Origin of the sequence: Desulfovibrio sp. DV, assembly GCF_001936595.1 — a bacterium.
Classification (GTDB): Bacteria; Desulfobacterota; Desulfovibrionia; order Desulfovibrionales; family Desulfovibrionaceae; genus Solidesulfovibrio.
Genome location: NZ_MLBG01000068.1, coordinates 1 through 25,215 on the forward strand (window position 1 = coordinate 1; position 25,215 = coordinate 25,215).

22 protein-coding genes and 1 pseudogene are annotated in these 25,215 nt (G+C 64.7%); 10 read left to right on the forward strand and 13 right to left on the reverse strand.

Annotation, left to right across the window (positions count from 1 at the left end; translation table 11 throughout):
- Nucleotides 1–27 precede the first annotated feature (27 nt).
- The gene (locus tag DVDV_RS14355; RefSeq protein ID WP_075355330.1) at nt 28–1,065 is read left to right on the forward strand and encodes an agmatine/peptidylarginine deiminase; all 1,038 of its coding nucleotides are present in this window, start codon (nt 28–30) and stop codon (nt 1,063–1,065) included.
- An 89-nt stretch (nt 1,066–1,154) separates the two neighbouring features.
- Here the strand turns inward: DVDV_RS14355 and cysQ are convergent, their stop codons facing one another.
- Nucleotides 1,155–1,943, reverse strand: coding sequence for a 3'(2'),5'-bisphosphate nucleotidase CysQ (gene cysQ / locus DVDV_RS14360; protein ID WP_075355331.1), 789 nt, complete (start codon nt 1,941–1,943; stop codon nt 1,155–1,157).
- Nucleotides 1,944–2,069: 126 nt separating this feature from the next.
- Here cysQ and DVDV_RS14365 point away from each other — a divergent pair, with 126 nt between their 5' ends.
- On the forward strand, nt 2,070–2,459 hold the full coding sequence (locus DVDV_RS14365) for a response regulator (RefSeq protein WP_075355332.1): 390 nt from the start codon (nt 2,070–2,072) through the stop codon (nt 2,457–2,459).
- Nucleotides 2,460–2,469: 10 nt separating this feature from the next.
- Nucleotides 2,470–3,111, forward strand: a complete 642-nt coding sequence (locus DVDV_RS14370) for a response regulator (protein ID WP_075355333.1) — start codon at nt 2,470–2,472, stop codon at nt 3,109–3,111.
- 106 nt (nt 3,112–3,217) lie between these two features.
- Here DVDV_RS14370 and DVDV_RS14375 read toward each other — a convergent pair whose 3' ends face one another.
- Nucleotides 3,218–4,108: a hypothetical protein gene (locus tag DVDV_RS14375; RefSeq protein WP_075355334.1), complete on the reverse strand. Its 891-nt coding sequence runs from the start codon at nt 4,106–4,108 to the stop codon at nt 3,218–3,220.
- A 90-nt stretch (nt 4,109–4,198) separates the two neighbouring features.
- A complete protein-coding gene (locus DVDV_RS14380) occupies nt 4,199–4,396 on the reverse strand; it encodes a ferredoxin (protein ID WP_075355335.1) in 198 nt (65 codons plus the stop codon).
- 90 nt (nt 4,397–4,486) lie between these two features.
- Here DVDV_RS14380 and DVDV_RS14385 point away from each other — a divergent pair, with 90 nt between their 5' ends.
- Together DVDV_RS14385 and DVDV_RS14390 are read left to right on the forward strand one after the other, a co-directional pair.
- Nucleotides 4,487–4,930, forward strand: coding sequence for a zinc-ribbon domain-containing protein (locus tag DVDV_RS14385; protein WP_075355336.1), 444 nt, complete (start codon nt 4,487–4,489; stop codon nt 4,928–4,930).
- 121 nt (nt 4,931–5,051) lie between these two features.
- Nucleotides 5,052–6,398, forward strand: a complete 1,347-nt coding sequence (locus DVDV_RS14390) for a M12 family metallo-peptidase (RefSeq protein WP_075355337.1) — start codon at nt 5,052–5,054, stop codon at nt 6,396–6,398.
- A gap of 101 nt (nt 6,399–6,499) precedes the next feature.
- Here the strand turns inward: DVDV_RS14390 and DVDV_RS14395 are convergent, their stop codons facing one another.
- Together DVDV_RS14395 and DVDV_RS14400 are read right to left on the reverse strand one after the other, a co-directional pair.
- Complete coding sequence (locus DVDV_RS14395; protein ID WP_075355338.1) at nt 6,500–8,953, reverse strand: glycogen/starch/alpha-glucan phosphorylase; 2,454 nt, start codon at nt 8,951–8,953, stop codon at nt 6,500–6,502.
- A gap of 183 nt (nt 8,954–9,136) precedes the next feature.
- Nucleotides 9,137–9,499 (reverse strand): iron-sulfur cluster assembly scaffold protein, encoded by a 363-nt coding sequence (locus tag DVDV_RS14400; RefSeq protein ID WP_075355339.1) that lies wholly within the window; start codon nt 9,497–9,499, stop codon nt 9,137–9,139.
- Between the two features lie 326 nt (nt 9,500–9,825).
- Between DVDV_RS14400 and DVDV_RS14405 the strand changes: the two are divergent.
- Nucleotides 9,826–11,287, forward strand: a pseudogene (locus tag DVDV_RS14405) (sigma-54 interaction domain-containing protein).
- A 275-nt stretch (nt 11,288–11,562) separates the two neighbouring features.
- Here DVDV_RS14405 and DVDV_RS14410 read toward each other — a convergent pair.
- A complete protein-coding gene (locus DVDV_RS14410; RefSeq protein WP_043633901.1) occupies nt 11,563–11,853 on the reverse strand; it encodes an RNA-binding protein in 291 nt (96 codons plus the stop codon).
- Nucleotides 11,854–12,388: 535 nt separating this feature from the next.
- Between DVDV_RS14410 and DVDV_RS14415 the strand changes: the two genes are divergently transcribed.
- The 4 genes from DVDV_RS14415 to DVDV_RS14430 all read left to right on the forward strand — a co-directional run bounded on the left by DVDV_RS14415 (nt 12,389) and on the right by DVDV_RS14430 (nt 17,148).
- The gene (locus DVDV_RS14415) at nt 12,389–13,045 is read left to right on the forward strand and encodes a carbonic anhydrase (protein ID WP_075355340.1); all 657 of its coding nucleotides are present in this window, start codon (nt 12,389–12,391) and stop codon (nt 13,043–13,045) included.
- A gap of 162 nt (nt 13,046–13,207) precedes the next feature.
- The gene (locus DVDV_RS14420; protein ID WP_075355349.1) at nt 13,208–14,035 is read left to right on the forward strand and encodes a hypothetical protein; all 828 of its coding nucleotides are present in this window, start codon (nt 13,208–13,210) and stop codon (nt 14,033–14,035) included.
- A 241-nt stretch (nt 14,036–14,276) separates the two neighbouring features.
- Nucleotides 14,277–14,594: a multidrug efflux SMR transporter gene (locus DVDV_RS14425; RefSeq protein ID WP_075355350.1), complete on the forward strand. Its 318-nt coding sequence runs from the start codon at nt 14,277–14,279 to the stop codon at nt 14,592–14,594.
- 487 nt (nt 14,595–15,081) lie between these two features.
- Nucleotides 15,082–17,148 carry a methyl-accepting chemotaxis protein gene (locus tag DVDV_RS14430; protein WP_075355341.1) on the forward strand — a complete coding sequence of 689 codons (2,067 nt, stop codon included), beginning with the start codon at nt 15,082–15,084 and terminating at the stop codon, nt 17,146–17,148.
- Nucleotides 17,149–17,407: 259 nt separating this feature from the next.
- Here DVDV_RS14430 and DVDV_RS14435 read toward each other — a convergent pair whose 3' ends face one another.
- The 7 genes from DVDV_RS14435 to aspS all read right to left on the reverse strand — a co-directional run bounded on the left by DVDV_RS14435 (nt 17,408) and on the right by aspS (nt 25,075).
- Nucleotides 17,408–18,514, reverse strand: a complete 1,107-nt coding sequence (locus tag DVDV_RS14435; RefSeq protein ID WP_075355342.1) for an NADH:flavin oxidoreductase/NADH oxidase — start codon at nt 18,512–18,514, stop codon at nt 17,408–17,410.
- A complete protein-coding gene (locus tag DVDV_RS14440; protein ID WP_075355343.1) occupies nt 18,511–19,365 on the reverse strand; it encodes an alpha/beta fold hydrolase in 855 nt (284 codons plus the stop codon). The genes DVDV_RS14435 and DVDV_RS14440 overlap by 4 nt, the downstream gene beginning before the upstream one ends.
- A 203-nt stretch (nt 19,366–19,568) precedes the next feature.
- The gene (locus tag DVDV_RS14445; RefSeq protein ID WP_075355344.1) at nt 19,569–20,918 is read right to left on the reverse strand and encodes a transcription antitermination factor NusB; all 1,350 of its coding nucleotides are present in this window, start codon (nt 20,916–20,918) and stop codon (nt 19,569–19,571) included.
- On the reverse strand, nt 20,915–21,748 hold the full coding sequence (locus tag DVDV_RS14450) for a DUF116 domain-containing protein (protein WP_075355345.1): 834 nt from the start codon (nt 21,746–21,748) through the stop codon (nt 20,915–20,917). Before DVDV_RS14450 ends, DVDV_RS14445 begins: the two co-directional genes overlap by 4 nt.
- 18 nt (nt 21,749–21,766) lie before the next feature.
- Nucleotides 21,767–22,735: a methionyl-tRNA formyltransferase gene (fmt, locus tag DVDV_RS14455; protein ID WP_075355346.1), complete on the reverse strand. Its 969-nt coding sequence runs from the start codon at nt 22,733–22,735 to the stop codon at nt 21,767–21,769.
- Between the two features lie 8 nt (nt 22,736–22,743).
- Nucleotides 22,744–23,265 carry a peptide deformylase gene (def, locus tag DVDV_RS14460; protein ID WP_075355347.1) on the reverse strand — a complete coding sequence of 174 codons (522 nt, stop codon included), beginning with the start codon at nt 23,263–23,265 and terminating at the stop codon, nt 22,744–22,746.
- A 10-nt stretch (nt 23,266–23,275) separates the two neighbouring features.
- Nucleotides 23,276–25,075 carry an aspartate--tRNA ligase gene (aspS, locus tag DVDV_RS14465; protein ID WP_075355348.1) on the reverse strand — a complete coding sequence of 600 codons (1,800 nt, stop codon included), beginning with the start codon at nt 25,073–25,075 and terminating at the stop codon, nt 23,276–23,278.
- Between the last annotated feature and the right edge of the window lie 140 nt (nt 25,076–25,215).

A 25,215-nucleotide genomic window follows, 5' to 3' on the forward strand; every position in this document is an offset into this window, starting at 1 on the left:
AGGTCTTCCTCTCCCTCAGGAGTTCATATGACCATGCAGTGGCCTGCGGAATTCGAGAGACATACGGCGGTGTGGTTGGCGTGGCCGGGCAATGCGTCGGACTGGCCGGGCCGGTTTGCCCCGATTGCCTGGGTGTATGGCGAGATGGTGCGCAAGCTGACCGGGGCTGGCGAGCGGGTGCGGCTGTTGGTGCGTGACGCGAAGCAGCAGGCGGCGGCCCGGCGGGTGCTGGCGGCGGTGGGGGCGGATACGGGGTTGGTCGAGTGGTTCACGGCTCCCATGGACCGGGGCTGGACCCGTGATTTCATGCCGTTTTTCGTGCGCCGGGCTGGGAAGATCGCGGCTGTGGATTTCGGCTTCACGGGTTGGGCCAAGTATCCGGACCATGTGCTGGACGATGCGGTCGGACCGGCGGTGTGCCGGGAGTTGGGCTTGGAGGTCGTGCCGGCCCTGCATGGCGGCCGGCGGGTGGTCCTGGAGGGCGGCGGCATGGACGGCAACGGCCGGGGCGACGTGCTGACCACCGAGGAATGCCTGCTCGATCCCCTGGTGCAGGTGCGAAATCCCGGTTTTGGCCGGGCCGACTATGAGGCCGTGTTCCGGGAGTATCTCGGGGCGCGAAACGTCATCTGGCTTGGCCGGGGCATTGCTGGCGACGACACCCACGGCCATGTGGACGATCTGTGCCGGTTTGTCGGGCCGCAGACGGTGGTCCTGTGCCGGGAGGACGATCCGGCCGACGCCAATTACGCACTACTGGCCGAGAACCGGGAGCGGTTGCAGGGCGTGCGATTGGCCGACGGCGGCACGCTTACGGTCATCGACCTGCCCATGCCCCGGGCGCTGGTCTTTAAGAGCCAGCGGCTGCCGGCCAGCTACGCCAATTTCCTCATTGCCGACCGGGTGGTGCTGGTCCCGACCTTTAACGACGCCCGCGACCGGCTGGCCCTGGGCATCTTGGCCGAAACCTTTCCCGATCGCGAGGTGGTGGGCATCTCGGCCGTGGATCTGGTCTGGGGCCTGGGCACCATCCACTGCCTGAGCCACGAAGAACCCGCCGCCTGACGCACCTCATCCCCTCTTCAATAACTTCTTCTATTGCAGGGGGGCCGGGGATCACCCCCCCGGCCGCCGGAGGCACTCTTTATCTTCTCTTATAAAAACAGACGTTTATCGCCAACTTCCAGGCTTTGGGCGATAAATGGACCGTTGAGGAGTTGGGGTTTGTTGTAGAGGAAGGGCGACCCGTCCAGGGCGGTCATGGCTCCTCCGGCCCCGAGCACGATGGCGTGGCCGGCGGCGGTGTCCCATTCCGAGGTCGGTCCCAGGCGCGGGTAGAGGTGGCAGGCTCCTTCGGCCAGGGCGCAGAATTTGAGCGCGCTGCCCCGGCTGATGCAGCGCACGCCGGGGTAGCGCTGCAGGTAGTCGGCCAGTCCCGGCGAGGGATGGGAGCGGCTGGCCACGGCGATGAGTGGTTCGCCCGGAGCCGGGCGGCGCACCCGGATGGCTTCGGCCGGGCCGTCGGCCACGCGCCGTGTGGCCGGGATGTCCGGGCCGCCGGCGTAGAGGGTGTCGGCCACCGGGGCGTGGATGACGCCGAAGACCGGCCGGCCGTGTTCGACCAGGGCGATATTGACGCAGAATTCACCGTTTTTGCCGATAAATTCCTTGGTCCCGTCCAGGGGATCGACCACAAAGCAGCGCTTGTAGCCCTGGCGAATTTCATAGGGAGCGTTGGCTGTTTCCTCGCACACCACAGGGATATCGGGAAACAGTTGGGCCAGTCCGGCCATAATGATCTCGTTTGACCGGGTGTCGGCGGTCGTCAGCGGCGTCTGGTCATCCTTCATTTCCACGGCAATGCTCCCGTGGTAGAGTTCCAGAACGGCGTGGCCGGCCAGCCGGGCCAGTCCCATAAGAGCGGTGCGGTCAAGCTCGCGCATTTTTTTCTCCCTGTATGGGCAAGTATCGGTGCTGCTTTGGATTTTGTCAAAATGCCGGCTGTTGCTTTTCCCATGGCGCGCAGCTATGGAATGGGCACTTTTCCACGTCCAATCGGAGGGATATTCGTGAGCGAGGCCGTGCGGGTACTGCTGGTGGATGATGAAGAAAGCTATGTGGAAACGCTGCGCAAGCGCCTGATGCGCCGGGGGCTGGAGGTCGGCATGGCCCACAGCGGCGAACAGGCCCTGGAATCGTTGGCAGCCAATCCCGTGGATGTCGTGCTGCTGGACGTCAAAATGCCCGGCATGGACGGCATGGAGACGCTTTCGCGCATCAAACAGGCCCATCCCCGGACCGAGGTCATCATGCTCACCGGCCATGCCAACGTGGATGTTGCCATCCGCGGCATGGAGCAGGGGGCTTTTGATTATCTCATGAAGCCGGCGGAAATGGATGATCTGTACTACAAGATCCAGGACGCCCACAAAAAAATCCTGCTGGCCGACAACGGCTAGGAGGGCGCACATGGAGGATACGGCCCGCAAGCCCCGTTCGGTGCTCATTGTCGAGGACGACACCCTTTCGGCCCGGGTGGCGGAGAAGATTCTCGGACGTCTGGGCTATGCCGTGCTCGGCGTCATCGAGACGGGCGAGGAAGCCGTGGACGCGGCCCGCAGCCTTGGTCCCGACGTGGTGCTTATGGACATCAATCTGGCCGGCCCCATGGACGGCGTGACTGCGGCCAAGGACATCATCGACGGCCTGGGCGTGCCGGTGATTTTTTTAACGGCCACGGTGGACCGCGACATCATGGACCGGGTGGCCGGCACGGGGGCGGCCGGCTACATTCAAAAGCCCGTCAAACTCCTGGATCTCAAGGCCAATCTGGAAATGGCCATCACCCGCCGCAACCGGCAGCAGCTCTGCGCCACGGACGCGGCCGTGACGCTGTATAAAGCCATTTTATCCGCCGTCCTGGCCGCCTGCGACAGGCCCCTGGCCGTGGCCGATCCCCATGGCCGCATTCTTTTGGCCCATCCCGACGAGCATCTGGCCGGGATGCCTTTTGCCGAGGCCTTTCCGGCCGAACCGCCCCTGCCGGGGCCGGCCGACGTCGCGCTGACCAGCGGCGGCGAATCCCTGGGCTGGCTGCGCCTGCTTTCCTGACCCGTCCCGACTTCTTCCCCCACTCCCCCAGGTGGGATTCCAAAGGGCACTGCCCTTTGGCCGCCGGAGGCTCTCTTCCTTCTTCTCTCACTCCCTTACTCCCTCACTACCAAGCCTCGGCCACGGCCATGCCGGCTGCCGGAGGCGGCTGGCGCACGGGCCGGTCGGCCAGGCGGGCGGTGTGGGCGGCGTGGCGTTCGATATTGGCGGCGTAGTAGACGGCCACCTGCAAGGTGTGCCCGGTCCGGGTCACGGTGATGAGCCCCTTGTCCCTGGCCCAGGCCGAGCCGGCCTCGCCCATGGGCGAGGCCGGGCCGAAGCGTTCGCTCAAGTGTTTGGCCAGGCTTACGCCGTAGCCTTCGGCGTTGTCGGAGAAGCGCAGGTTGAGGGTCAAAAGCCCGCCGCCGACTTCGGAAAAGACGGCAGCGCCGGAGATGGGGGCGTTGTTCTTGCCGCCGCCCTTGCCGCCGGGCTTCTCGGGGTTTCTGACAAAGGCATAGGTGGCCAGTTGGCCGGGCAGGACCTGGACGGCGGCGCAGCAATCCCGGCCGAGGTCGCGGATGTAGGCGGCCACGGCTTCCTTGTCGCCGGCCGGGGTGGTCAGGGGATAAGCGAAGTTGCAGGACTGGCCCTGGCCGCGGGTGACGCGAAAGCGCTTGTTGGCCAGTTTGTCGGCCAGGGACTGGGGTGTTTCCCGGTCGCTCAGGTCATAGAAGGAAAAGCCGGCCTCGGCCTCGACGTCGGCGGCAAAGCGGGCCAGACGGCTGACCGGAGCCCGGTGGACATAGCCCGGCGTCGGCCCGGCCGGCGTGTCCCGGGCCAGGGCGACCCTGGCGGCCTCGGACAGCCTTGGCGGGCGTTTTTGCAGTTGTTCGTAGCAAAAGGCCCCGGCTGTGAGCACAAAGGCCAAGACGGTGATGCCGGCGGCCAGCAGGTATTTGAGCAGCCCGAGCCGGTCCAGGGCTGCAATGACGGCCAAGCGTTTGCGTTGTGCCATGACGGCCTCCCCGGCGGCGTACAGGAAACCGCCGCCAAAGTCCTATCGGACGGCCGCGGCGGGGCATTAGGGCGGCCGGGGAGAGGTGTTTTATTCGCTTTCGATGCAGTCGTGGGGGCAAAAGGCCATGGCCCGCTCCACGTCCTCCACAGGGGCTTCGGAGAGCAGGAGCACGGGCTTTTCCGTGGCCTCGTCCATGATGAACAGTTCCGGGGCCATGGCGGCGCAGGCCCCGCAGCCGTTGCAGCATACCGGGTTGACGGAGTAGCCGGTCAGGATCGTCTCCATGCGCATTCCTCGGTTTTGGTGGCGGGTCGCACCTTTTCCATCTATGCTTGCAGATGATGTTGTCAACAAATCGACCAGACGAAAGATGCCATGCGTTGCAATAAATGCGGCAGCGACAATTCCGATGATCGGCGGGTCTGCGCCGTGTGCGGCCATAAGCTCCAGTCCGGACGGGGAGGGGGCGACGACGGCGGCAGCGAGAGCGGCGAGGCCACGGCCTTCGGGACCGCTTCCCCGGAGCAGCCGGCCCGGCCGGCAGGCAAACCGGACGCGTCCCGACCGGGTGCGCCGGCTTCCCAGGCAGAGGCCCGGGAGAGCGCCCGTCCGTCCGAAGCGCAGCGGCAAAACTCCCGGCTCCTGGATTTCCAGGGCTGGACCAGCCCCTTGCGCGGCCTTGGGCCCTACGTCGAGGCCTGCCTGTACGCCGGCGTTTTGGCCGTCGCCGTGCCCGTGTGCCTGCTGACCGGCGTCATGTGGCCGCTCTATCCGCTTCTGGCCATTCTGGCCGTGACGGCCTGGCTGCGCCGGTTGTAGCCCTGCACCAGCCGCCTGACGCCCTGGCCGACCTGCCGGGTGGGAAATGGGCGTTGCCAAATACCCGACAAATACCCTAGAGTTTTATTCTACCGAATCCAGAAACGCCATGGAGGGCGCTATGGACTACCTTCGTGCTTTTCTCCTGCTTCTTGCAGCCCTTCTTCTCTGTCTGCCGGGCCCGGCCCGGGCAGCGGCCCCAGGCCTTTTCACAGCGACGACCTCGCTCGCGGCGGCCCCGTCCAAGGCCGGGGGGACGCCCGGGAAAACCATTTCGCCGCTGCGAAGCCGCACGGTGCTTGTTGACGCCGCCGCCCTGTTCCCGGCCGCGGCCGACGGACGCAAGGCTGCCGTGCCGACTGCCAGGCTGACGCTCAACCTGTTTGACGACGTGACCATTGTCATGACGCCCCGGGAGACCGAGACCGTGGGCCCGGCCGGCACGACGGTGCTGATCGGCGACAACGACCCGGCCGTCGGCGGGCAGACGCGCTTTGCCAATACAGCCGGCACACTCTACGGCATCGTGCGCACGTCCGGGTCGCTCCTTTACGAGATTGCGCCCCTTGGCGACGGCACCTCGGTCATCCGGGAGATCGACCAGGGCAGCTATCCCGACGAAGAGGAAAAGCTGCCCCCGGCGTCCGAGCCGGCCGCGTCAGACGCGTCGCGGGGCGCCGCTGCCCAGGCCGACGACGGCTCGACCATCGACGTCATGGTGCTCTACACGCCCTCGGCCAGGGCAGCGGCCGGCGGCGGGCCGGCCATGCAGGCGCTCATTGCCCTGGCCTTTAGCGAAACCAACCAGGGCTATGCCCAAAGTGGCGTCATCCAACGCTTCCGGCTGGTCCATGCCCAGGAAGTGGCCTACGTGGAAGATACCGGGAGTTCCGGTTTCAATACCGCCCTGGACAGCCTCCAGAACCCGTCCGACGGCGTCATGGATGAAATCCACGCCCTGCGCGACCAGTACGGGGCGGACATCGTGTCGCTTCTTATCAACAACGGGTGGTACTGCGGCCTGGGCTATCTCATGACCTCGACGAATTGGGATTTTGCGGCCAACGCCTTCAATGTCGTGGATTACTCCTGCGCCACCGGCTATTATTCCTTTGCCCACGAGTGCGGCCACAACCAGGGGGCGCACCACGACCGGGGCAGCGCCAGCGGCTCGATTCTATACAGCTACGCCTACGGCTACCAGCAGACCGCCGCCTCGCCGGCTTTTCGCACCATCATGGCCTACGACTGCAGCGCCGGGTGCACGCGGGTCAACTACTGGTCCAACCCCGACGTGAACTACAACGGCTTCCCCACCGGAGTGCTCTACAGCGCGGGCAATGCAGCGGATAATCGGCGCACACTCAACAATACCCGCACCATCGCAGCCAACTGGCGGCAGGCCGTGCGGCAGACGGTGGGCATGGCGGGTGTTGCCCCGACCAGCCTGCTGCTTTTTAACCAGTAGCCGCCTGCCCTGCCTGGACAAGGCCGGACGGGCGGACAACCGTTTTTCCCGGTTGCCCGCCCGTCCGGCGTATGGCCCACCCCGGCCGGACCCGACCGGGGTTATTCCCCCAGCGGCGCAATATTCCAGATGTTTGCAGCGTATTCCAGGACCGCCCGGTCGCTGGAGAAATAGCCCATGGCCGCGGTGTTTCGGATCGAGGCCGCGGTCCAGGCGTCGGGGTCGAGGTAGAGGGCGTTGACCGCATCCTGGGCTTCGATGCAGGACCGGTAGTCGGCCGTGACCAGATAGTAGTCGCCGTTTTGGAGCAGGTTGTCGAGAATCGGGCGGAACAGGTCCGGTTCCTTGGGCGTGAAATACCCCCGGCCGATCATGTCCAGGGCTTCGGCCAGCTCGGCGTCGGCGGCAACGCGCCGGTTGGGGTCATAGCCGGCCGCCCGGGTGGCTTCCACTTCCGGGGCGGTCAGGCCGAAGATGAAGATGTTCTCCCGGCCCACCGCCTCCATGATCTCGACATTGGCCCCGTCAAGGGTGCCGATGGTCAGCGCGCCGTTTAAGGCAAACTTCATGTTGCCCGTGCCCGAGGCCTCCATGCCGGCGGTGGAGATCTGCTGGGACAGGTCGGCGGCCGGAATGACCTTCTCGGCCTGGGACACGCAGTAGTTGGGCAAAAAGACCACACGCAGGCGGCTTCGGATGGCATCGTCGGCGTTGACGGTCTCGGCCACGGCGGTAATGAGCCGGATGATGCGCTTGGCCATGAAATAGCCGGGCGCGGCCTTGCCGGCGATCAGCACCGTTCGCGGCGGCACGGGCAGGCCCGGGTTGCGGCGAAGGCGGTTGTAGAGGGTGACGATGTGCAGGACGTTTAGAAACTGGCGCTTGTATTCGTGCATCCGCTTGACCTGGACGTCAAAGAGCGTGTCCGGGTTGATGCCGATGCCGGATTTGCGCAGGACATAGCGGGCCAGGCGCTTCTTGTTCTCGCGCTTGGCCAAGCGCCAGGCGGCGCGGAAATCGGCGTCATCAGCCAGGGGCACGAGCCGGGCCAGCTGGTCGAGGTCGGTCACCCAGTCCGGGCCGATGTGTTGGGTGATCAGCTTCGACAAGGTGGGATTGGCCTGATTGAGCCAGCGCCGGGGTGTTATGCCGTTGGTGACGTTGGTGAATTTGCCGGGATAAAAGGCGTCGAAGTCCGGGAAGACCTTCACCCGCAGGATGTCGGAGTGGAGCTTGGCCACGCCGTTGACCTTGTGGCTGCCGACAATGGCCAGATGGGCCATGCGCACCCGCTGGCTGGTGCGGTCGATGATGGCCATGCGGGCCAGCTTGCCGTTGTCGCCCGGATAGGCCGCGGCCACGTCCATAAGAAAGCGGCGGTCGATCTCGGCAATGATCTCAAGATGGCGCGGCAGCACCCGGCCAAGCAGGTCGGCCGACCAGGTTTCCAGGGCCTCGGGCAGCACGGTGTGGTTGGTATAGGCAAAGGTGCGGCGGCAGATGTCCCAGGCCTCGTCCCACCCCATGAACTCCTCGTCCACCAGGATGCGCATGAGCTCGGCCACGGCAATGGTGGGGTGGGTGTCGTTGAGCTGGATGGCCACCTGATCGGGAAAATCCTCATAGGTGGCCGCGGATTTCTTGTGGCGGCGGATGATGTCGCGCAGCGTGGCGGCCACCAGGAAATACTGCTGGCGAAGGCGCAGCTCCTTGCCCTGGATGGGCTCGTCGTTGGGGTAGAGCACCTTGGAAATGTTTTCCGACAGGATCTTGGACTGCATGGCCCCCAGGAAATCGCCCTGGTTGAAATCGCGCAGGGAAAAGCCGGTGGAGGAGGTGGCCGCCCACAGGCGCATGTTGGTGACATGGCGGCCGCCATGGGCCGGAATCAGGATGTCACAGGGCATGGCCATGACTGTGTCGGCATCCACCCAGCGGTAGCGAAGCGCCCCCTTGGGGTCGGTATAGGCCTCGCTGCGGCCGAAAAAGCGCACCTCGTAGAGGTGTTCCACCCGGTCGATGACCCAGGCGCTGCCGTGGCGACGCCAGTTGTCGGCCTGCTCCTCCTGCCAGCCGTCCACGATGCGTTGATGGAACAGGCCGTAATCATAGAGGATCCCGTAGCCATAGCCCGGAATGCGCAGGGTGGCGATGGAGTCCATGTAGCACGAGGCCAGCCGCCCCAGGCCGCCGTTGCCAAGGCCGGCGTCGCGTTCCTCCTCGGCCAGGTCGTCCAGGGAATAGCCGAGGTTGGTCGCCACCTCGCGGCAGCCGTCCTCCATGCCCATGTTGGTGATGTAATTCATGAGAAAGCGGCCGGGCAGAAATTCCATGGACAGGTAATAGACCCGTTTGGACATGGAGTCGTAATACGACGTCTGGGTGGCCAGCCACATCTTGATCAGCCGGTCGCGGATGGCATAGGCCAGCCCACTGTAATAGCGGAACGGATCGGGCGGGTAGAGGTCGTTGCCGAGAATGGAGAGAATGTGGTGGCGAATGTCTTCGCCAAGGGTGGCTATGTCGTGGAAATCCTCGACGCTTGGCTGGCGCATGGTGGTCCCCCGGTGCGGTGGTGGTCGGGTGAGACTTCTTGCCATGCTCTACGGAATCAGGGGAGCGCTGTCAAAGCGGGCGGGCGCAAAAAAGGCCGGGAACCGATAGCGGCGGTCGGTTCCCGGCCTGTCCCGGACGCCCGCGTGGGACGGGTTGTGTCCGGATGCTGGGGAGCGGGGTGCCTAGGCCGCTTCCCGGAGGCGATAGTTGCGCAGGGCGATGCGCAACGCCGCCACACACCAATTGTCGCAGCCGAGCTTCTCAATGACGCGGGTCATGAGCGGCTGAAAATCTTCGCTGGACACAGCCTGGGCGTCCATGGTGTTCATGCCCTTGATGGTGGCAATAAGCGCGGCCATGCATTCGCGGCTGTAGCCGCAGCTTTCGACCGTACCGCCGGCGTCGACGATGATGTCGTTCTCAATAAGCAGCTGCATCTTGACGGCGCGGCCGCAGGCGGAGCATTCGCTGGTGCCTTCAACGGTGAAGTGTTCCAGGGTCTTGACAACGGGGCGGGTCTTGGTGGTGGTCTGGGTGGCGTCCATGGCGGTCTCCTTTATAAAAACTGTGCAGTGGATGTACGGTGTGTTGCGCGCTCTTGCCTTTCTATAAGCAATGCACGTGCCAAATACGTAAGCCACTGGTTTTAAACACAAAGACAAACAAACGTCAGACGAATCGTCCATCCGACCCCGGGATGTTGCAAATTGGCATCACCTTTTTTAGACTGTTCTGGAGTAAAATTAGCGAAAACAGGGGCTTGGCAAAAATGCAACATGTTGCGCTTTTGCCACCAGTTGCGCTATTGCAGCAGAGAAATACCGGTCGCTTGGGAAAATTGTGACAAATCCATGCGCATAAGGGGCCAATCTTGAGAAAAAAGGTACAACCACCCCTCGATCCGGTGGCCGGACACCTCGACGCCATCCTCGACAGCATCGAGGACGGCGTGTTCATCGCCGACCGCGACGGCTACGCCCTCAAGGCCAATGCCGCCTACGAGCAGCTCACCGGCATGAGCAAGGCCGAACTCATCGGCAAGAACGTCGAAGAGCTCAAAAAAGAAGGCCTTTTCAACATCGCCCCCATCACCCCGGAAATCGTGGCCACCGGCCGCCCGGCCTCCTCCATCCAGGTCACCCGGGACAACCGGTCCATGACCATCGACGGCAAGCCCATCCGCGACCCCGACGGCAAGGTCAGCCTGGTCGTGCTCTACGCCCGCGACATCACGCTCATGGCCCGGATGCGCGAACGCATCTCGCGCCAGCAGGAGCTGATCGAGACCTATCAGCACCAGATGGATTTCTTTATCCGCGAGGGCGGCGGCATCACCAGTTTCATTGCCGAGAATTCGGCCATGAAGCGCCTCATGGACCTGTTGCGACGCATCGCCGCCACCGACGCCGTGGCCCTGGTCCTGGGCGAGACCGGCGTTGGCAAGGAGCTTTTCGCCCGCATGATCCACGAGGCCAGCCCCCGGCGGGAAAAAGCCCTTCGTCAAGGTGGACTGCGCCTCGATCCCGGAAAACCTGATCGAGGCCGAACTCTTCGGCTACGCTCCCGGAGCCTTCACCGGAGCCCATCCCAAGGGCCGGGTGGGCTTTTTCGAGATGGCCGACGGCGGCACCATCTTTCTCGATGAAATCGGCGACATGCCGCTTGTGCTGCAATCCAAGCTCCTGCGCGTGCTCCAGGACCGGGAACTGACCCCGGTCGGGTCGAGCAAGTGCAGAAAGACCAACGTCCGGGTCATTGCCGCCACCAACCGCAATCTTGAAGCCGAGGCCCGGGTGGGCACCTTTCGCAGCGACCTTTTTTTCCGGCTGCGGGTGGCTGTCCTGGAGATCCCCCCCCTGCGCGACCGACCCGACGACATCCTGCCCCTGGCCCGGATGTTTTTGCAGCGTTTCGGTTCACGCTACCGCAAGCGCACCACCCTGTCCCTTGAAGCCGAACGCATCCTGGCCCACTACAACTGGCCGGGCAACGTGCGCGAGCTGGAAAACCTCATCGAGGGCATGGTCATCACCTGCGACTGCGGGCACATCGAATCCGACGATCTGCCCACAGCCATGCGGGTGACGGAATGTGCACTGAGCGCCGCCGAAGCCGCCGCCCTGGAGCCGGCCCTCTCCATCCAGGCGGCAGCCGGCCCGGCCGACCTTTCGCCTGACTGGGAGCGGCCCTACAAAGACGTGATCTCGACCTTTGAACGGGATTATCTCGAAGGGGCCATCAGCCATTTCGGTTCGGTGGGCGAGGCGGCCAAGCGTCTGGGCCTGGACCGCACCACCATTTTCCGAAAACTCAAACGGGCCGCCGGGGAGTAGGGCGCTCCCCCGGGCCGGCCCGCTTCCGGGCCGCAGCCGCACACGGACGGTGAGGCGGGCCCCTGGTCCCGCGTCTGGCTGGCGGCCCCGGACCTCCCTGCCGGCGGCAGGGAAACCGGGCAGCCCGGCCCGGCAAGGCTCCGGCCTGTCCCGCCCCCCGTTGCCGCCCTGTCCCCCCCAGCCAGCCCCGGCTCCCCCCCCCAAAAAAACGCAAAAAGGGCCGGGAACAAGTCCCGGCCCTTTCACTGGCGTATGACGCCTGGAAAGCTTTCAGCCTACCAGCGACGGTCGCCGCGACCACCGCCGCCGCCACCGGAGCGGGGCTTGTCTTCGGCTTCGTTGACCTTCAGGTTACGACCGCCGAACTCCTGGCCGTCCATGCCGGCGATAGCGGCACGAGCGCCCTCTTCGTCCATCTCGACGAAGCCGAAGCCGCGCAGGCGGCCGGTTTCGCGATCGGTGATCAGGTTGACGCTGATGACTTCACCGTAGGTGGAGAACTGGGTACGGATATCGTCTTCGGTGGAATTAAACGAAAGGTTACCGACATAGAGTTTCTTGGACATGGGGCTCTAGCTCCTGTTTTTGGCACTTATTTTCGTATCAATTGGAGCTGCACATCAGAAAAGCCCAAGATCCAAAAAATCAATGCTCGTTTGAACGACTCGACACGAGACAGATACACCCATTCTCCGGAATGTAAAGGGCGGACCGGGTAAAATAATTTTTCCAGGCCATTATTTCATCTATGGCGTTTACGAACAGCCTTTTTCTTTGCTGGTAGAGCCTTGGGATAGAAAATAAAAAGGGATACAATCCGGCAGGCCGCGTCGTATTTGACGGCTTGGAGGCCATACTGCGGCAGGCGGTGCGGCTGCCGGCCGGGCCGGGCCGGGGGACCGGGCAGGCAGAGCCGGAGAGCATCCCACAGCCCACCGCCCCGGCCGGGGCGGCAGCACGGCGACCCGACAGCCCGCTGCCGGCTTGACGGCGACCGGCAAAACCGGGCAATGGGCTGCCAGCGACCGTTATCCGAAACAGCCGGCGCCCTGCCCTCCGGGCCGCCGGCTGTCCACGCCCTGCCTACGGAGCCTGCCGCCCATGAAAGATATTCCGCGTTTCCTGGCCGGTTTCAAAAATTTCCAGCGCACCTACTTTTGCGACGGCAGCACTTTTTTTACCGATCTCAAAAAGGTGCAGACCCCCAAAGTGCTGGTCATCGCCTGCTCGGATTCCCGGGTGGACCCGGCCATCCTGACCGGCTGCGAACCCGGCGACATGTTCGTGGTGCGAAACGTCGCCAACCTCGTGCCGCCCTACGAGATTTCGCCCGGCAACCACGGCGTCAGCGCCGCGGTGGAATATGCCGTCAAGATGCTGGCTGTCGAGCATATCATCGTCCTTGGCCATTCCTGCTGCGGCGGCATCCAGGCGCTGATGCACCCCAAAACCGAACAACTCGGCGAATTCATCGCCCCCTGGGTCAAAATCGCCGAGCCGGCCCTGCGCGAGGTCAACGCCAAGCTCGTCGGCAAGGACGCAGCCCTGCGCCAGCATGCCTGCGAACAGGCCGCCGTCCTTGTTTCCCTGGAAAACCTGCTGACCTTCCCCTGGGTCTTTGACCGGGTCATGCGCGGCGAGGTCCATCTGCACGGCTGGTACTTCGACCTGCAACGGGGCGAACTCCTCAGCTATCTCCCCGAAACCGGCACCTTCGAGCAGCTGGTCGCCCGCTGCGAAACCGAAGACCCGGCCTGAGGCCACGGCCTGCCCGTCGGCTCAGGCCAGGGCACTGCTCCGGGACAGGCGGGCCTACCCCCATATCCCCTTGCATCCGCTCCGTAGCTGCGGACTCGGCTCCGGAGAGGCGGGCGCGCCCCTTGCCGGCAGGGCCTGCCCTCGGCTAGCATGAAGGCCACCATGAAACGCGCCCTGGCCACCCTGGTTGTCGGCGACCGCTACCGCCAAGACTTCGCCGAACACGCCGCCCCGACGTTTCGGGCCTATGCCAAGGCCCATGGCCTGTCCCTGGTGGTGCTCGACCGCCTGATCGACGCCTCCCCCCGGGGGGCAAGCCGCAGCCCGGCCTGGCAGAAATGCCTGCTTTTCGACCATCCCAAACTGCGCGCCTGCGATCAGGTGTTGTGGCTCGACGCCGACATCATCATCCACCCAAACGCCCCGGACGCCTTTGACGGCGTGCCGCCCGGGACCCTTGGCGCAGTGGAGCAGTTTTCCAGCCCAAGCCGGGAGGCCTACGCTGCCGCCCTGGAAAAAACCCGACGCCATCTGGCCCGAAACGGCCTGACCGCTCCGGACGACAGCACGCCCGAAGCCTTTTACCGCCACTACGGCTACAGCGACGGCCCAAGCGCCGTGGTCCAGACCGGGGCCATGGTCCTGACCCCCGAGGCCCACGGGCCGGCCATGGCTGCCGCCTACGCCGAGGACGGGCGGCCCGACAGCCGGGACATGCTCTTTGAGATGCGTCCGCTATCCTACCATCTGCTGCGCTCCGGCCCGGTACGCTGGCTCGATCCGCGCTTTAACGCCCTGTGGGCCACGGCCCTTTGCAACCACTACCCCTTCCTCATGGACCCGGCCTTCCTGACCGCCTGCCGGGAGAGGCCCGACATCCTGGCCCGGCTCAAGGCCGCCTGCATCAAAACCGTCCACGATGATGCCTATTTCCTGCACTTTGCCGGCAGCAGCCAGGACATGCGCTATGTCCTGCCGTCTCTGGCCTAGACAATCCAAGCGGAGCGATGTAGTGGCCGCTTCCCGGGACAACCGTGACGCCGCCACCGGCAAACTCCATTTGTCGGGCTCCCCGGCCGCCAGAGCAACAGCGCTCCCGCCAAAGCGAACGCCGGTTGCCAGAGCCTGCGGTTGACCGGATCTCCAACGAACCCCAATCATCCGTTTACAACCTTCTCCCTTTGCAGGGTCCGGGGGGATGATCCCCTGGCCGCTGGAGGCAACCATGAGTATGGCTTGGATATTTCTCGTCGTGGCCGGACTGTTTGAAATTGGCTGGCCGGTCGGTCTCAAACTGGCCCAGACCCCCGGCCGCGGCCTCATCGGCAGCGTTCTGGCCGTGGTCTGCATGGCGGCCAGCGGCGTGCTGCTCTATCTGGCCCAGCGCGACATCCCCATGGGCACGGCCTATGCCGTCTGGACCGGCATCGGCGCGGCCGGCGCCTTCGTCGTCGGCCTCACCCTCTACGGCGACCCGGCCAGCCTGCCCCGCATCCTCGGCGTCGGACTGATCGTGGCCGGCGTGGTGACGCTCAAACTCACCCACTAGAAGTCTTGTTTTACAGGGAATATGCGGGAAGAGTGCCTCCGGCGGCCAAAGGGCTGAGCCCTTTGGAATCCCACCTGGGGAAGTGTGATTGGACCGGATGCGTTACCCTGTCGAGACACGACAGTTGCTTTTTGAGCTTGACGGAAACCTCCGTTGCTCCGGCGGCAGGGGGCCTGAGGCCCCCGGACCCCCAAAAAAATGGCTAAAAGGGGTGCGGCGATCGCGTCATGATGGCCGTGAGTGCCTGCGCCCAATCCACCGCTGCCCTGCTAACCCCCTGTCACCGCCTCCATTCCCAGAACTTGTTGCCGCAAAACCGGCTTTTCAGACCAAAGCGAGCTTGCGGGGAAGCATTGACCCATAAGTTTTCCGATGCTATTTCTTGTGGTCATTCCTCCCCTCGTTGCCAGATATCTCCAGTGTATTGCAAAAACAACGGGGCGTTTATTCGGCTGCAGTCCTGTAGCGACTCCCATGGAGACTTACTATGCGCGTTGGAATTACAGTCAAAATAGTTATGATGATTATTCTATCTGTTGTCGTTTCATGTCTAACCATCCTCTACGCCGGAAAATTTGCCTTTGAGAATGGTTTTTCAAAAGAATACGATGAAAATATAAAAGCTTTTTACAATGTCGGCGCAGCCCGCATCGACGCACAGCGCGCTCAATACGGCCTCCTGGCCAAGGGGCAGGCAGTGCGCCCCAACGTCATCAACGGTGTGGCCGGGCCTGACAAGGCCCTGCTGGAGCGGCTCGGCCAGGACCTTGTCGGCGTCGGGCAGGCCGGCTTCGTCATCTTTACCGATGCCGCCGGCACGGTCTTGGCCACAGCCGGCGAGGCTTCCGATCTGGCCGCGGCCGTCAAGGCCCGGGCTGCCGACACGGCCGCCGGCCGGGATTCCGAGGGTTTTGCCGCCGTCTCCGGCGACCGCCTGCCGTTTCTGGCCAGCGCGCCGGTGCGAAAAGACGGCAAGGTGGTGGGGGGGGTGGTGGTCGGTGCGGATCTGGCCGCCAAACACACGCTGGTCGACAGCCTCAAGACCATGCTCGGCGCCGAGGCCACACTTTTTTCCGGCTCGACGCGGGTGTCTTCCACCATCCAGAGCGGCCAGTCCCGGGTCGTCGGCACCAGCATTACCGATCAGGAAGTCGTCTCGACGGTCCTTGGCCAGGGCAAGCTGGTCATCAAACACCTGACACTCTTTGACAAGCCCTTCATCGCCGCCTACTGGCCGCTTCTCGACGCCGCCGGCAAGCCCATGGGCATCGCCTTTATCGGCAAGGACATGAACAGGCTGACCGCGGCCCTGGATGCAGTCAACCGCAACGCTGCCCTCAGCGCCCTGGGCGTGGTCCTGGTCCTCGGCCTGCTTGGCTATCTGGTCTCCAAGGCCTTTACCCGCCCCATCCTGGCCCTGGCCGATTTTTCCGGGGCCGTGGCCTCGGGCCGGCTCTCGGAGAAGCTCACCGTGGCCAGCCGCGACGAGGTGGGGGATCTGGCCGATTCCCTGCGCCGGATGGTGGCCACCCTGATTGAAAAAATTACCGAATCCGAGGCAGCCACGGCCAGCGCCAAACAGGAATCCGAGCGGGCCAGGGTGGCCATGGAGGCGGCCGAAGAGGCCAAACGCCAGGGCGAGACGGCCCGGCGCGAAGGCATCCTGCACGCCGTTGCCCAGCTCGGTTCGGTGGTGACCGGGATCAACGAGGCGGCCATTTCGCTTCGCGCCCAGATCGAGCAGTCGCAAAACGGCTCGGAAATCCAGTCGCGCCGGGTGGCTGAAACCGCCACGGCCATGGAAGAAATGAATGCCACCGTCCTGGAAGTTGCCCAAAACGCCTCACAGGCTGCCGCCACCTCCGACGCGGCCAAGGGGCAGGCCGAACGCGGGGCTTCCATCGTTTCCGAAGCCGTGACCCGCATCGACGCGGTGCGCGAGCAGGCACTGACGCTTAAAACCGGCATGGGCACCCTTGGGGAGCAGGCCAACGGCATCGGGGCCATCATCGGGGTCATCAGCGACATCGCCGACCAGACCAATCTGCTGGCCTTGAATGCCGCCATCGAGGCGGCCCGGGCCGGCGAGGCCGGGCGCGGCTTTGCCGTGGTGGCCGATGAGGTGCGCAAACTGGCCGAGAAGACCATGACCGCCACCCGCGAGGTCAGCGATGCCATCCACGGCATCCAGCAGGGCACCAAGGTCAATATCGGCAATGTGGAGCGGGCTGTGGCCGGCATTGCCGAGGCCACCACCAAGTCGCGGGAATCCGGCGAATCCCTGGGCGAGATCGTGGGGCTGGTCGATTCCGCTTCGGATCAGGTGCGGGCCATTGCCACGGCCACGGAAGAGCAGTCGTCGGCGACCGAAGAGATCAGCCGGTCCATCGAGGAAATAAACGTCATCTCGGCCGAAACGAGCCGCTCCATGAACGAGGCGGCCCGGGCCGTGGCCGACCTCGACGCCGAGGCCGGATCCTTGCGCAAACTCATCGAAACCATGGAACGCGAGGCCGGCGGCACGTCCGGCGGCCCCAAGGCCCTTCGCCGATAACCCAAACGGGCGGTCCGGAACAACTCCCCGGACCGCCCGTTTCGCCTTTGCTGCCACGGCGTCAGCTTTTCCCCCGACAGCCCGCACAGCGCTCTCCGCCTTCCCCCTCTTCAGATCATCCTCCCGACCGCCCCACCGGGATTCCCCTCACGCGCAACCCGCTTTTAACTTTTCCCTGTGCAGGGGTCCGGGGGATCATCCCCCGGCCGCCGGAGGCATCTTCTCCTATCTTTTCTAACCCTTACTTTCACTCTTCCCCCTAGCGGCGCTTGACGGCGTAGCCGTACTGTTGCGGCCAGTCCGGTTCGCGGCCAAGGACGGTTGCGGCGTGGAGGGGCCAGTAGGGCGAGCGGAGCATTTCCCGGGCCAGAAGCACCAGATCGGCCTGGCCTGTGACCACGATGGCCTCGGCCTGAGCCGGTTCGGTGATGAGCCCCACGGCGCTGGTGCGCACCCCGGCCTGCTTCCGGATGGCTGCGGCAAAGGGCACCTGGAAACCGGGAGCGGCCGGAATATGGGCGTAGGGCACCAGGGCGCCGGAACTGATATCGACCAGATCCACACCGAGCTTGGCCATTTCCCTGGCGAAAAGCACGGACTGGTCCAGATCCCAGCCGCCGTCCACCCAGTCGGTGGCCGAGATGCGGACCAAAAGCGGCATGTCGTCCGGGATCACGGCCCGCACAGCGGCAATCAGTTCCAGGGGCAGGCGCATCCGGTTGTCCAGGCTGCCGCCGTAGGCATCCACACGCCGGTTGCTCAGGGGCGAAAGGAACTGGTGCAGCAGGTAGCCATGGGCGGCGTGGAGTTCGATGACGGCAAAGCCGGCGGCCACGGCCCGGCGGGCGGCGGCGACAAAGGCCTCTTTGACCGCGTCGATGCCGGCTGCATCCAGGGCGATGGGCAGGGGTTCGCCTTCGGAAAACGGGACTGCGCTCGGGGCCAGGACATCCCAGGCCCCGGCGGCCCGGTCCACGATCCTGGCCCCGCCGGCCCAGGGCGGCAGGCAGCTGGCCTTGCGCCCGGCATGGGCCAGTTGGATGCCGGGCACGGCCCCCATGCGGCGGATAAAGGCGGCAACCGGGGCCAGGGCGGCGGCATGGGCCTCGCTCCACAGGCCCAGGTCGGCCGGGGAGATGCGGCCTTCGGGGGTGACGGCCGTGGCCTCGGCCATGACCAGTCCGGCTCCGCCAACGGCCCGGCTGCCCAGGTGGACCAGATGCCAGTCGTCGGCCAGGCCGTCCGTACAGCAATATTGGCACATGGGGGAGACGCCGATGCGGTTTCGCAGGGTGACGCCGCGCAGGGCCAGGGGTGCAAAGAGCGTTGAACCAGTATCGGATTCCGTGGGGGCGGTGTCGGTCATGGCTGCTCCTGGCCCCCGGTGGGGCTATCGTTCGTTGTTGCCGCGTGCGCCTGTACCGTCGCATCGATTGCCAAAAAGGCCAGAACCGTTTGGGCAAACGCAGTTGGCGCTTCAAACATCAGTTCGTGCGTCGCGTTTTTAAATTGCACCAGCCACGCTCCGGGCAGCGTTGTGGCCAGGAGCTTGGAGCTTTCCGGGCCGACAACAGTGTCGGCCGTTCCCACGACAAACAGGACCGGATTGGTGAGGCCAGGCAGTTTCTCCATCGGCGTTTTCCAATGGGACGTCGCCTCCACGTAGCGCAGGATGACGGGGTCGGCAATTTTGAAGCCCCCCAGGACCTTCGCGACATTGCTTCCATCGACGGAAGTGGCGTAAATGATCGCTTTATTGACCCGCTGCGGATATGCATACAGCAATTCCTGGGTCATGGTACTGCCGAGTGAAAAGCCGAGAACATGCGCCTTGGCGACTCCAAGCGCATCCAGCAACCCGACAACATCATCGGCGAACAGTTTGTAGCTGAACGTCTCGTCATTGACGGTGGTCAGGCCCATGCCCCGATTATCAAGCAGAATCAGCTGATACTGCTTGGACAAGAGAGCGACGACGGTTTCCGGCCAACGCTCCATGGTACCGCCAAGACCCATGAGCATGACCAGGGGCTCACCCTGGCCGATCAATTTGTAGGCAATTTCAATCCCATTGGCGCGGACCCGGTAAATGCTGTTTCCCTGTTTGTCTGCACCAATGGCGGCACCAACCGGCACAATGGGGCCGGCGGATACACTGGCCGTCAACAATGCCAGGACAACGGCCAGCGACACACCAAAAGAAATGAGTCGTTTCATTCGCCCTCCCTTACCCTGTACGGAAACCTTGCGGGCAGGCAGCGTCGGAGCAATTGCCCCTGCTTGTACGCAAGGACAGACCAAGCCAGGCTGCCGCCGGGTCATAAAAGACTGTAGTCAGCCCACAGCCGCGAATGCAACCAATTTTAAATGATCCGGGCCTCGTGTTGCCAAGGCCCGGGAGCAGGGGGGGGAAGGCGCGGTCAGACTGGTTTGCGCAGCACCACGCCGTAAAAGGTCTCGCCGAGCACGGTTTCCGGTTCGGCGGCAATTTCGGCTTCGAGGACCAGATCGCGGTGGCGGCTGCCCAGGCGGTCCACGGCCTTTTCGTTTTCCGACGGGTTGACCGTACAGGTGACATAGACAATGCGTCCGCCCGGAGCCAGGGCGGCGTAGGCCGACTCCAGCATGGCGCCTTGCAGCCGGGTCAGACCGGCAATGTCCTCGGGATTCCTGCGCCATTTGGAGTCGGGCCGGCGCGAAAGCACGCCAAGGCCGGAGCAGGGGGCGTCGAGCAGGATGGTGCCGGGCGGCGCGGCCAGCGGCATTTTCGTGGCCGAGGCGCGAAAGGCGGCAACCGGAGCCAACCCCAGGCGGGCCACTTCCCGGGGCAGGCCGGCCAGACGCACGGCGTGCATGTCGGCGGCATAGACCCGCTTGCCGGCTTCGGTCAAAAGCAGGGCCTTGCCGCCGCGTCCGGCGCAGGCGTCAAAAATCGGTTCCGGCCAGTCACTCAACCCCAACTGGTAGAGGATGCGCTGGGCAGCGGCCGATTGGCGCGACAGATCGCCGGCGGCCAGGGCCTCGGGCAGGCTCACGCCGACAGCGGCGAAATCCGTGCCCGTGGGCACGGCCAGGGTGGGATAATCGGCCCACAACACGCCGGGCAGCCTGGAGAGGGCGTCAAAAAGCGCCCGTGCCCCGGGTCTGGCCCGGTTGATGCGAAGCCCGAGCGGGGCCGGTTCGGCCTGGGCGGCCAGATAGGCCCGGGTGGCCTCGGGACCGTAGGCCCGAAGCCACAGTTCCACGATCCATTCCGGGCAGGAAAAGCCCCGGCTGAGATAGACGGCCTCCGTCGGCCGGTCCCGGCGGTAAAAGCCCGGATCGTCAAAGGCCTGGGGATCGGACGCCACCCGGCGAAGCACGGCGTTGGCCATGCCGGACAGGCCCTTGCCGGAAGCCCGGCGCACGGCCGAGACGGCCCAGTCCACCGAGGCATAGACCGGCACCTTGGCGCAGTAGAGAATTTCGTAGGTGGCAAGGCCCAGGATGCGGCGCACGGGCAGGGGCACGGCCTCGGGATTTTTCAGAAAGCCCGAAAGGATGAAATCGATGCGGCCGCACAGCCGCAGATAGCCGTAGACCAGTTCCGTGGCCAGTCCCCGGTCCCTGGGGTCCAGGGTGGAATCGGCCAGCCCGGTATCCAGGGCGGCCTGCACATCCTGGCCCAGGCCGGATTTGGGGCCGGGCAGCACCCGGCCAAGCACGGCCAGGGCGATGCGGCGGGCCGGAGGCGGCGCAGCCGGGGTCGGGGGAGGAGTCGGGGTGTTCATCGTGCACCGCCGGCCGGGGTGAAGCGGGCCAGCCCGGCAAAGGGACCGAACACAGGTTCGCGGGCCTCGCCGCCAGTGAGAAAAAAGCGCAGAGCAGCCTCCAGATGGGGCAGTGCCACCTGGGTGTCCAGGCAGGGGCCGTTTGGCCGGTCGTTTAAGACGCCGAAAACCGGAATGGGGTACGTGTCCTGAATGCCGCTGGTCAGATCGCGTTCGCAGGCCACGGCCACGATGAGCCTGGGCCGTTTCTGGACCACGATACGCCGGGCAATGGTGCCGCCGGTGGCAATGGCGATATGGACGCCATAAGCCTGGGACAGGGCGATCAGGCCGTCCACCGGGCACTCGCCGCAGCGCTTGCAGTTGTTGATGTCGTAGGTGAGGCGGTGCTTGCAGCGGCTCGATTGCAGGCAGTGGGGCAACAGCACCAGCACCTGCCCGGCCTCGTAGCGCCCGGCCCGGGCCGCCACCATCTCATTGTTGACCTTGATAAAGGAGGCGCGCACCCGGCTTTTGGAAATGTGAAAGAGCCGGGCGAAAATGGTCATGAGCGGCAAAAACACCCGGGCCATGACGCCGCGCAAATGGTCGGATCCGAGAAACGGCCGGCCAAGGGCCACGCTGGCGGCCAGCCCGAGGGTGGCCCACAGGACCAGGACAATGGCCGCAGCCGAGACCAGCCCGAGCACCAGGGGAGCCAGGGGATGAATGTTGGCCAGCCCGATGGAGGGCACGGCCCACACGAAAATCAAAAGCGCGCAGACGGCCAGTCCGGTACCGCACAGCAGGCCGATAAAGAGGCGCTTTCGCGAAGGTTCGCTGCGTTCCACAATGCTCCTGCAACCGCGTTAGGACAGCCCGTCCGGCGGTCCGCACACGGCCATGGCGTCTTCGTCGCACTTGCCAAGATAGCCGCAGGAAAAGGCCTGCCCGTTCATGGGCCGCTTGCCGGCCGGAATGACGGCCGGGACGAGATAGACCGCATCGGCACAGGCAATGCCGATGTGGCAGTCCATAAGCCCCAGAATATCACCGGGTTTGGCCCCGGGCGGCAGGGGACAACCCACCTTGCCGGGCTGGGCAATGATGCGCATGGCCGGCTTGTCGGCCGCCGGCTTCCAGAAAAAAAACGCCCCGGGGCTCGGGGTCATGGCCCGGATCAGATTGTGGACCTCGGCCGCCGGCTTTGTCCAGTCGATCAGGGCCTCGGATTTGTCGATTTTTTTGGCGTAGGTGACCCGGGCCGGGTCCTGCTCGACAAGGGGCACGGAACCCATGCGAAGGCGCTTGAGGCAGTGGGTGAGGAGCCGTCCGCCCAGATCGGCCAACTCGGCCCGCAGCACCCCGGCCGTGTCATTGAGGCCTATGCCGAGCGTGCGCTGCATGACCATGGGGCCGGCATCCAGGGCCAGGGCCATGCGCATGATGGTCACGCCGGTAAGCACCTCGCCGGCGGCAATGGAACGCTCGATGGGGGCCGCGCCGCGCCAGGAGGGGAGCAGGGAGGCATGGACGTTGAGCGGCATTTTGCGCGGCACATCCAGGACGGCCTGGGGTAAAATCATGCCGTAGGCGGCCACGAGCAGGACATCGGGCTTATAGGCGGCCAGGGTGGCCACCTCGGCCGGATCTTTAAAATTCTCGGGCTGATGGACAGGCAGCCCCTTTTCCAGGGCCAGCTTTTTCACCGGCCCAAGCAGGCACTTCTTGCCCCGGCCGCACGGCCTGTCGGGCTGGGTGTAGACGGCGGCCACAGTGACGTCCTCGCTTCCCAGCACATGCTCGAGCACGGTTGCGGCGAACTCGGGCGTGCCCATGAAAACGGCTACGAGTTTGTCTGGTCCGTCGTCTCTGTTGTCCATCGTTTCACCCGTTTGTCATACATGGCGCGCTTGAGGCGGCTTATACGGTCAATAAACAGCACGCCGTCAAGGTGGTCTATCTCATGCTGCAGGCATACGGCCAGCAGTTCGTCGGCCTCGATGGTCATGGGCTGGCCGTCCAGGTCCAGGGCCGTAACCGTGACGTTGGCGGCCCGGCGCACCACGGTGCGGTAGTTGCGCACGGACAGGCAGCCTTCCTCGTCCTCCTGCTCGCCCGAGGCGGCCGTGATGACGGGGTTGACCAGGGTCATGAGCGCCTCGCGCTTGTCCGGCCCGGACAGGTCGATCACGACCATCCGGATGGACGCGCCGACCTGGGGCGCGGCCAGACCGACACCCTGGTTGGCGTACATGGCCTCTGCCATGCCCGCCGCCAACTCCCGGATTTCCGGGGTGACGGCGGGGACCGGCGCGGCCTTGCGGGCCAGGACGGGGTGGGGATATTTCAGTATTTCAAGAGGCATAGCGGCAGGCTTATTCCTTGTCCTTCTCGCGCGTCCGCAGTTTGATGCCAAGCTCACGCAACTGGTTGGTGGAGACTTCGCCCGGGGCTTCGGTGAGCGGGCACAAGGCCTTCTGGGTCTTGGGGAAAGCGATGACGTCGCGAATGGATTTGGCCCCGGCCAGGATCATGATAAGGCGGTCCAGGCCAAAGGCAATGCCGCCATGGGGCGGTGCGCCGTATTCCAGGGCGCGAAGCAGGAAGCCGAACTTGTCCTCGGCTTCCTCGGCGCCGATGCCGAGCACCGCGAACATGGCCCGCTGGCTTTCGCGGTCGTGGATGCGGATGGAGCCGCCGCCGATCTCGCTGCCGTTTAAGACCAGATCGTAGGCCCGGGCCAGGGCTTCCCCCGGGGCGGACTCGATGGTGCCCATCTGGCCGGGCTGGGGCGAGGTGAAGGGATGGTGGCGGGCCACCCAGCGTTTGGCCTCGGGATCGTACTCCAGGAGCGGGAAATCGGTGATCCAGACCGGGGCGAAGCTATTCTCGGGGATCAGGTTGAAGCGCTCGCCGAGCTGGAGGCGCAGATAGCCCAGGGCGTTGTTGACCATGTCGGCCCCGCCGGCCTGGAAAAAGACGATGTCGCCGACTTCAAGGCCGAAAGCCTCTTTCAGGCCCTGGCGCTCCTCGTCGCTTAAGAACTTGGCAAAAGGCGACTGCCATTCGTCTTCCTTGATCTTGATCCAGGCCAGACCCTTGGCCCCGTAGATCTTGACGAATTCGGTCAGGTCATCGATCTCCTTGCGCGACAGCACGCCGCCGCCGGGCACGCGGATGCCCTTGACCAGTTCGGCCTTGGCAAAGACCTGGAAGCCGGAGCCGCGCACGATGGAGGTGACGTCCACGAGCTTCAAGTCAAAGCGGACGTCGGGCTTGTCCAGGCCGTAGTCGCGGATGGCCTCGGCAAAGGGCATGCGCGGGAAGACTTCGGGCAGGGCAATGCCGGCGGCCTCGCGGAACATGGTCTTGACCATGGTCTCGGCCATGCCCATGACCTGCTCTTCGTCGACAAAGCTCATCTCAATATCGACCTGGGTGAATTCCGGCTGGCGGTCGGCGCGCAGGTCCTCGTCGCGGAAGCACTTGACCACCTGATAGTAGCGGTCAAAGCCGGACATCATCAGGAGCTGCTTAAAAAGCTGGGGCGACTGGGGCAGGGCGTAAAACGACCCGTTGTTGACCCGGCTGGGGACCAGGAAATCGCGCGCGCCCTCAGGGGTGGACTTGGTCAGGACCGGGGTCTCGACTTCGAGGAAGCCCAGTTCGTCGAGGTAGCGGCGGATGCTTTGCACGGCCCGGTGGCGCAGGATGAAGTTGGCGGCGAGCTTGGGCCGGCGCAAATCGAGATAGCGGTACTTGAGCCGCAGCATTTCGGAGGCGTCGATGCGGTCCTCGATGGGAAAGGGCGGGGTGGCGGCGGTATTTAAGAGCTTAAACTCCACCACCTCGACCTCGACGGCCCCGGTCGGCATGTTGGCGTTGGCCATGCCTTCGGGGCGGGCGCGGACCCGGCCCTTGACGGCCAGCACGAACTCGGTGCGCAGCACGTGGGCGCGCTCCAGGGCGGCTTCGCTCCCTTCGGGGCAAAAGACCACCTGGGTCAGGCCTCCCCGGTCGCGCAGGTCGATGAAAATAAGCCCGCCGTGGTCGCGGCGGAACTGGGCCCAGCCCATCAGGCAGACTTCGCTGCCGACATCGGAAGCCGTGAGCGCGCCGCAATCGTGGCTGCGCCGCCAATCGCCCAGGATATCGAGGGCCAGGGTCTCGCTCATGTGGTGTGATCCTTTTTTCAAGAAGGTGGGGAAAAACTTTTTGGAAAAAGTTTTTCCCCACGCCCCTTTTCAAAAACTTTTATCGTTGTGACGCACAGGCGTGCGCCGTATCGCCGTTATCCGCCCCCCGTCACCCCTTT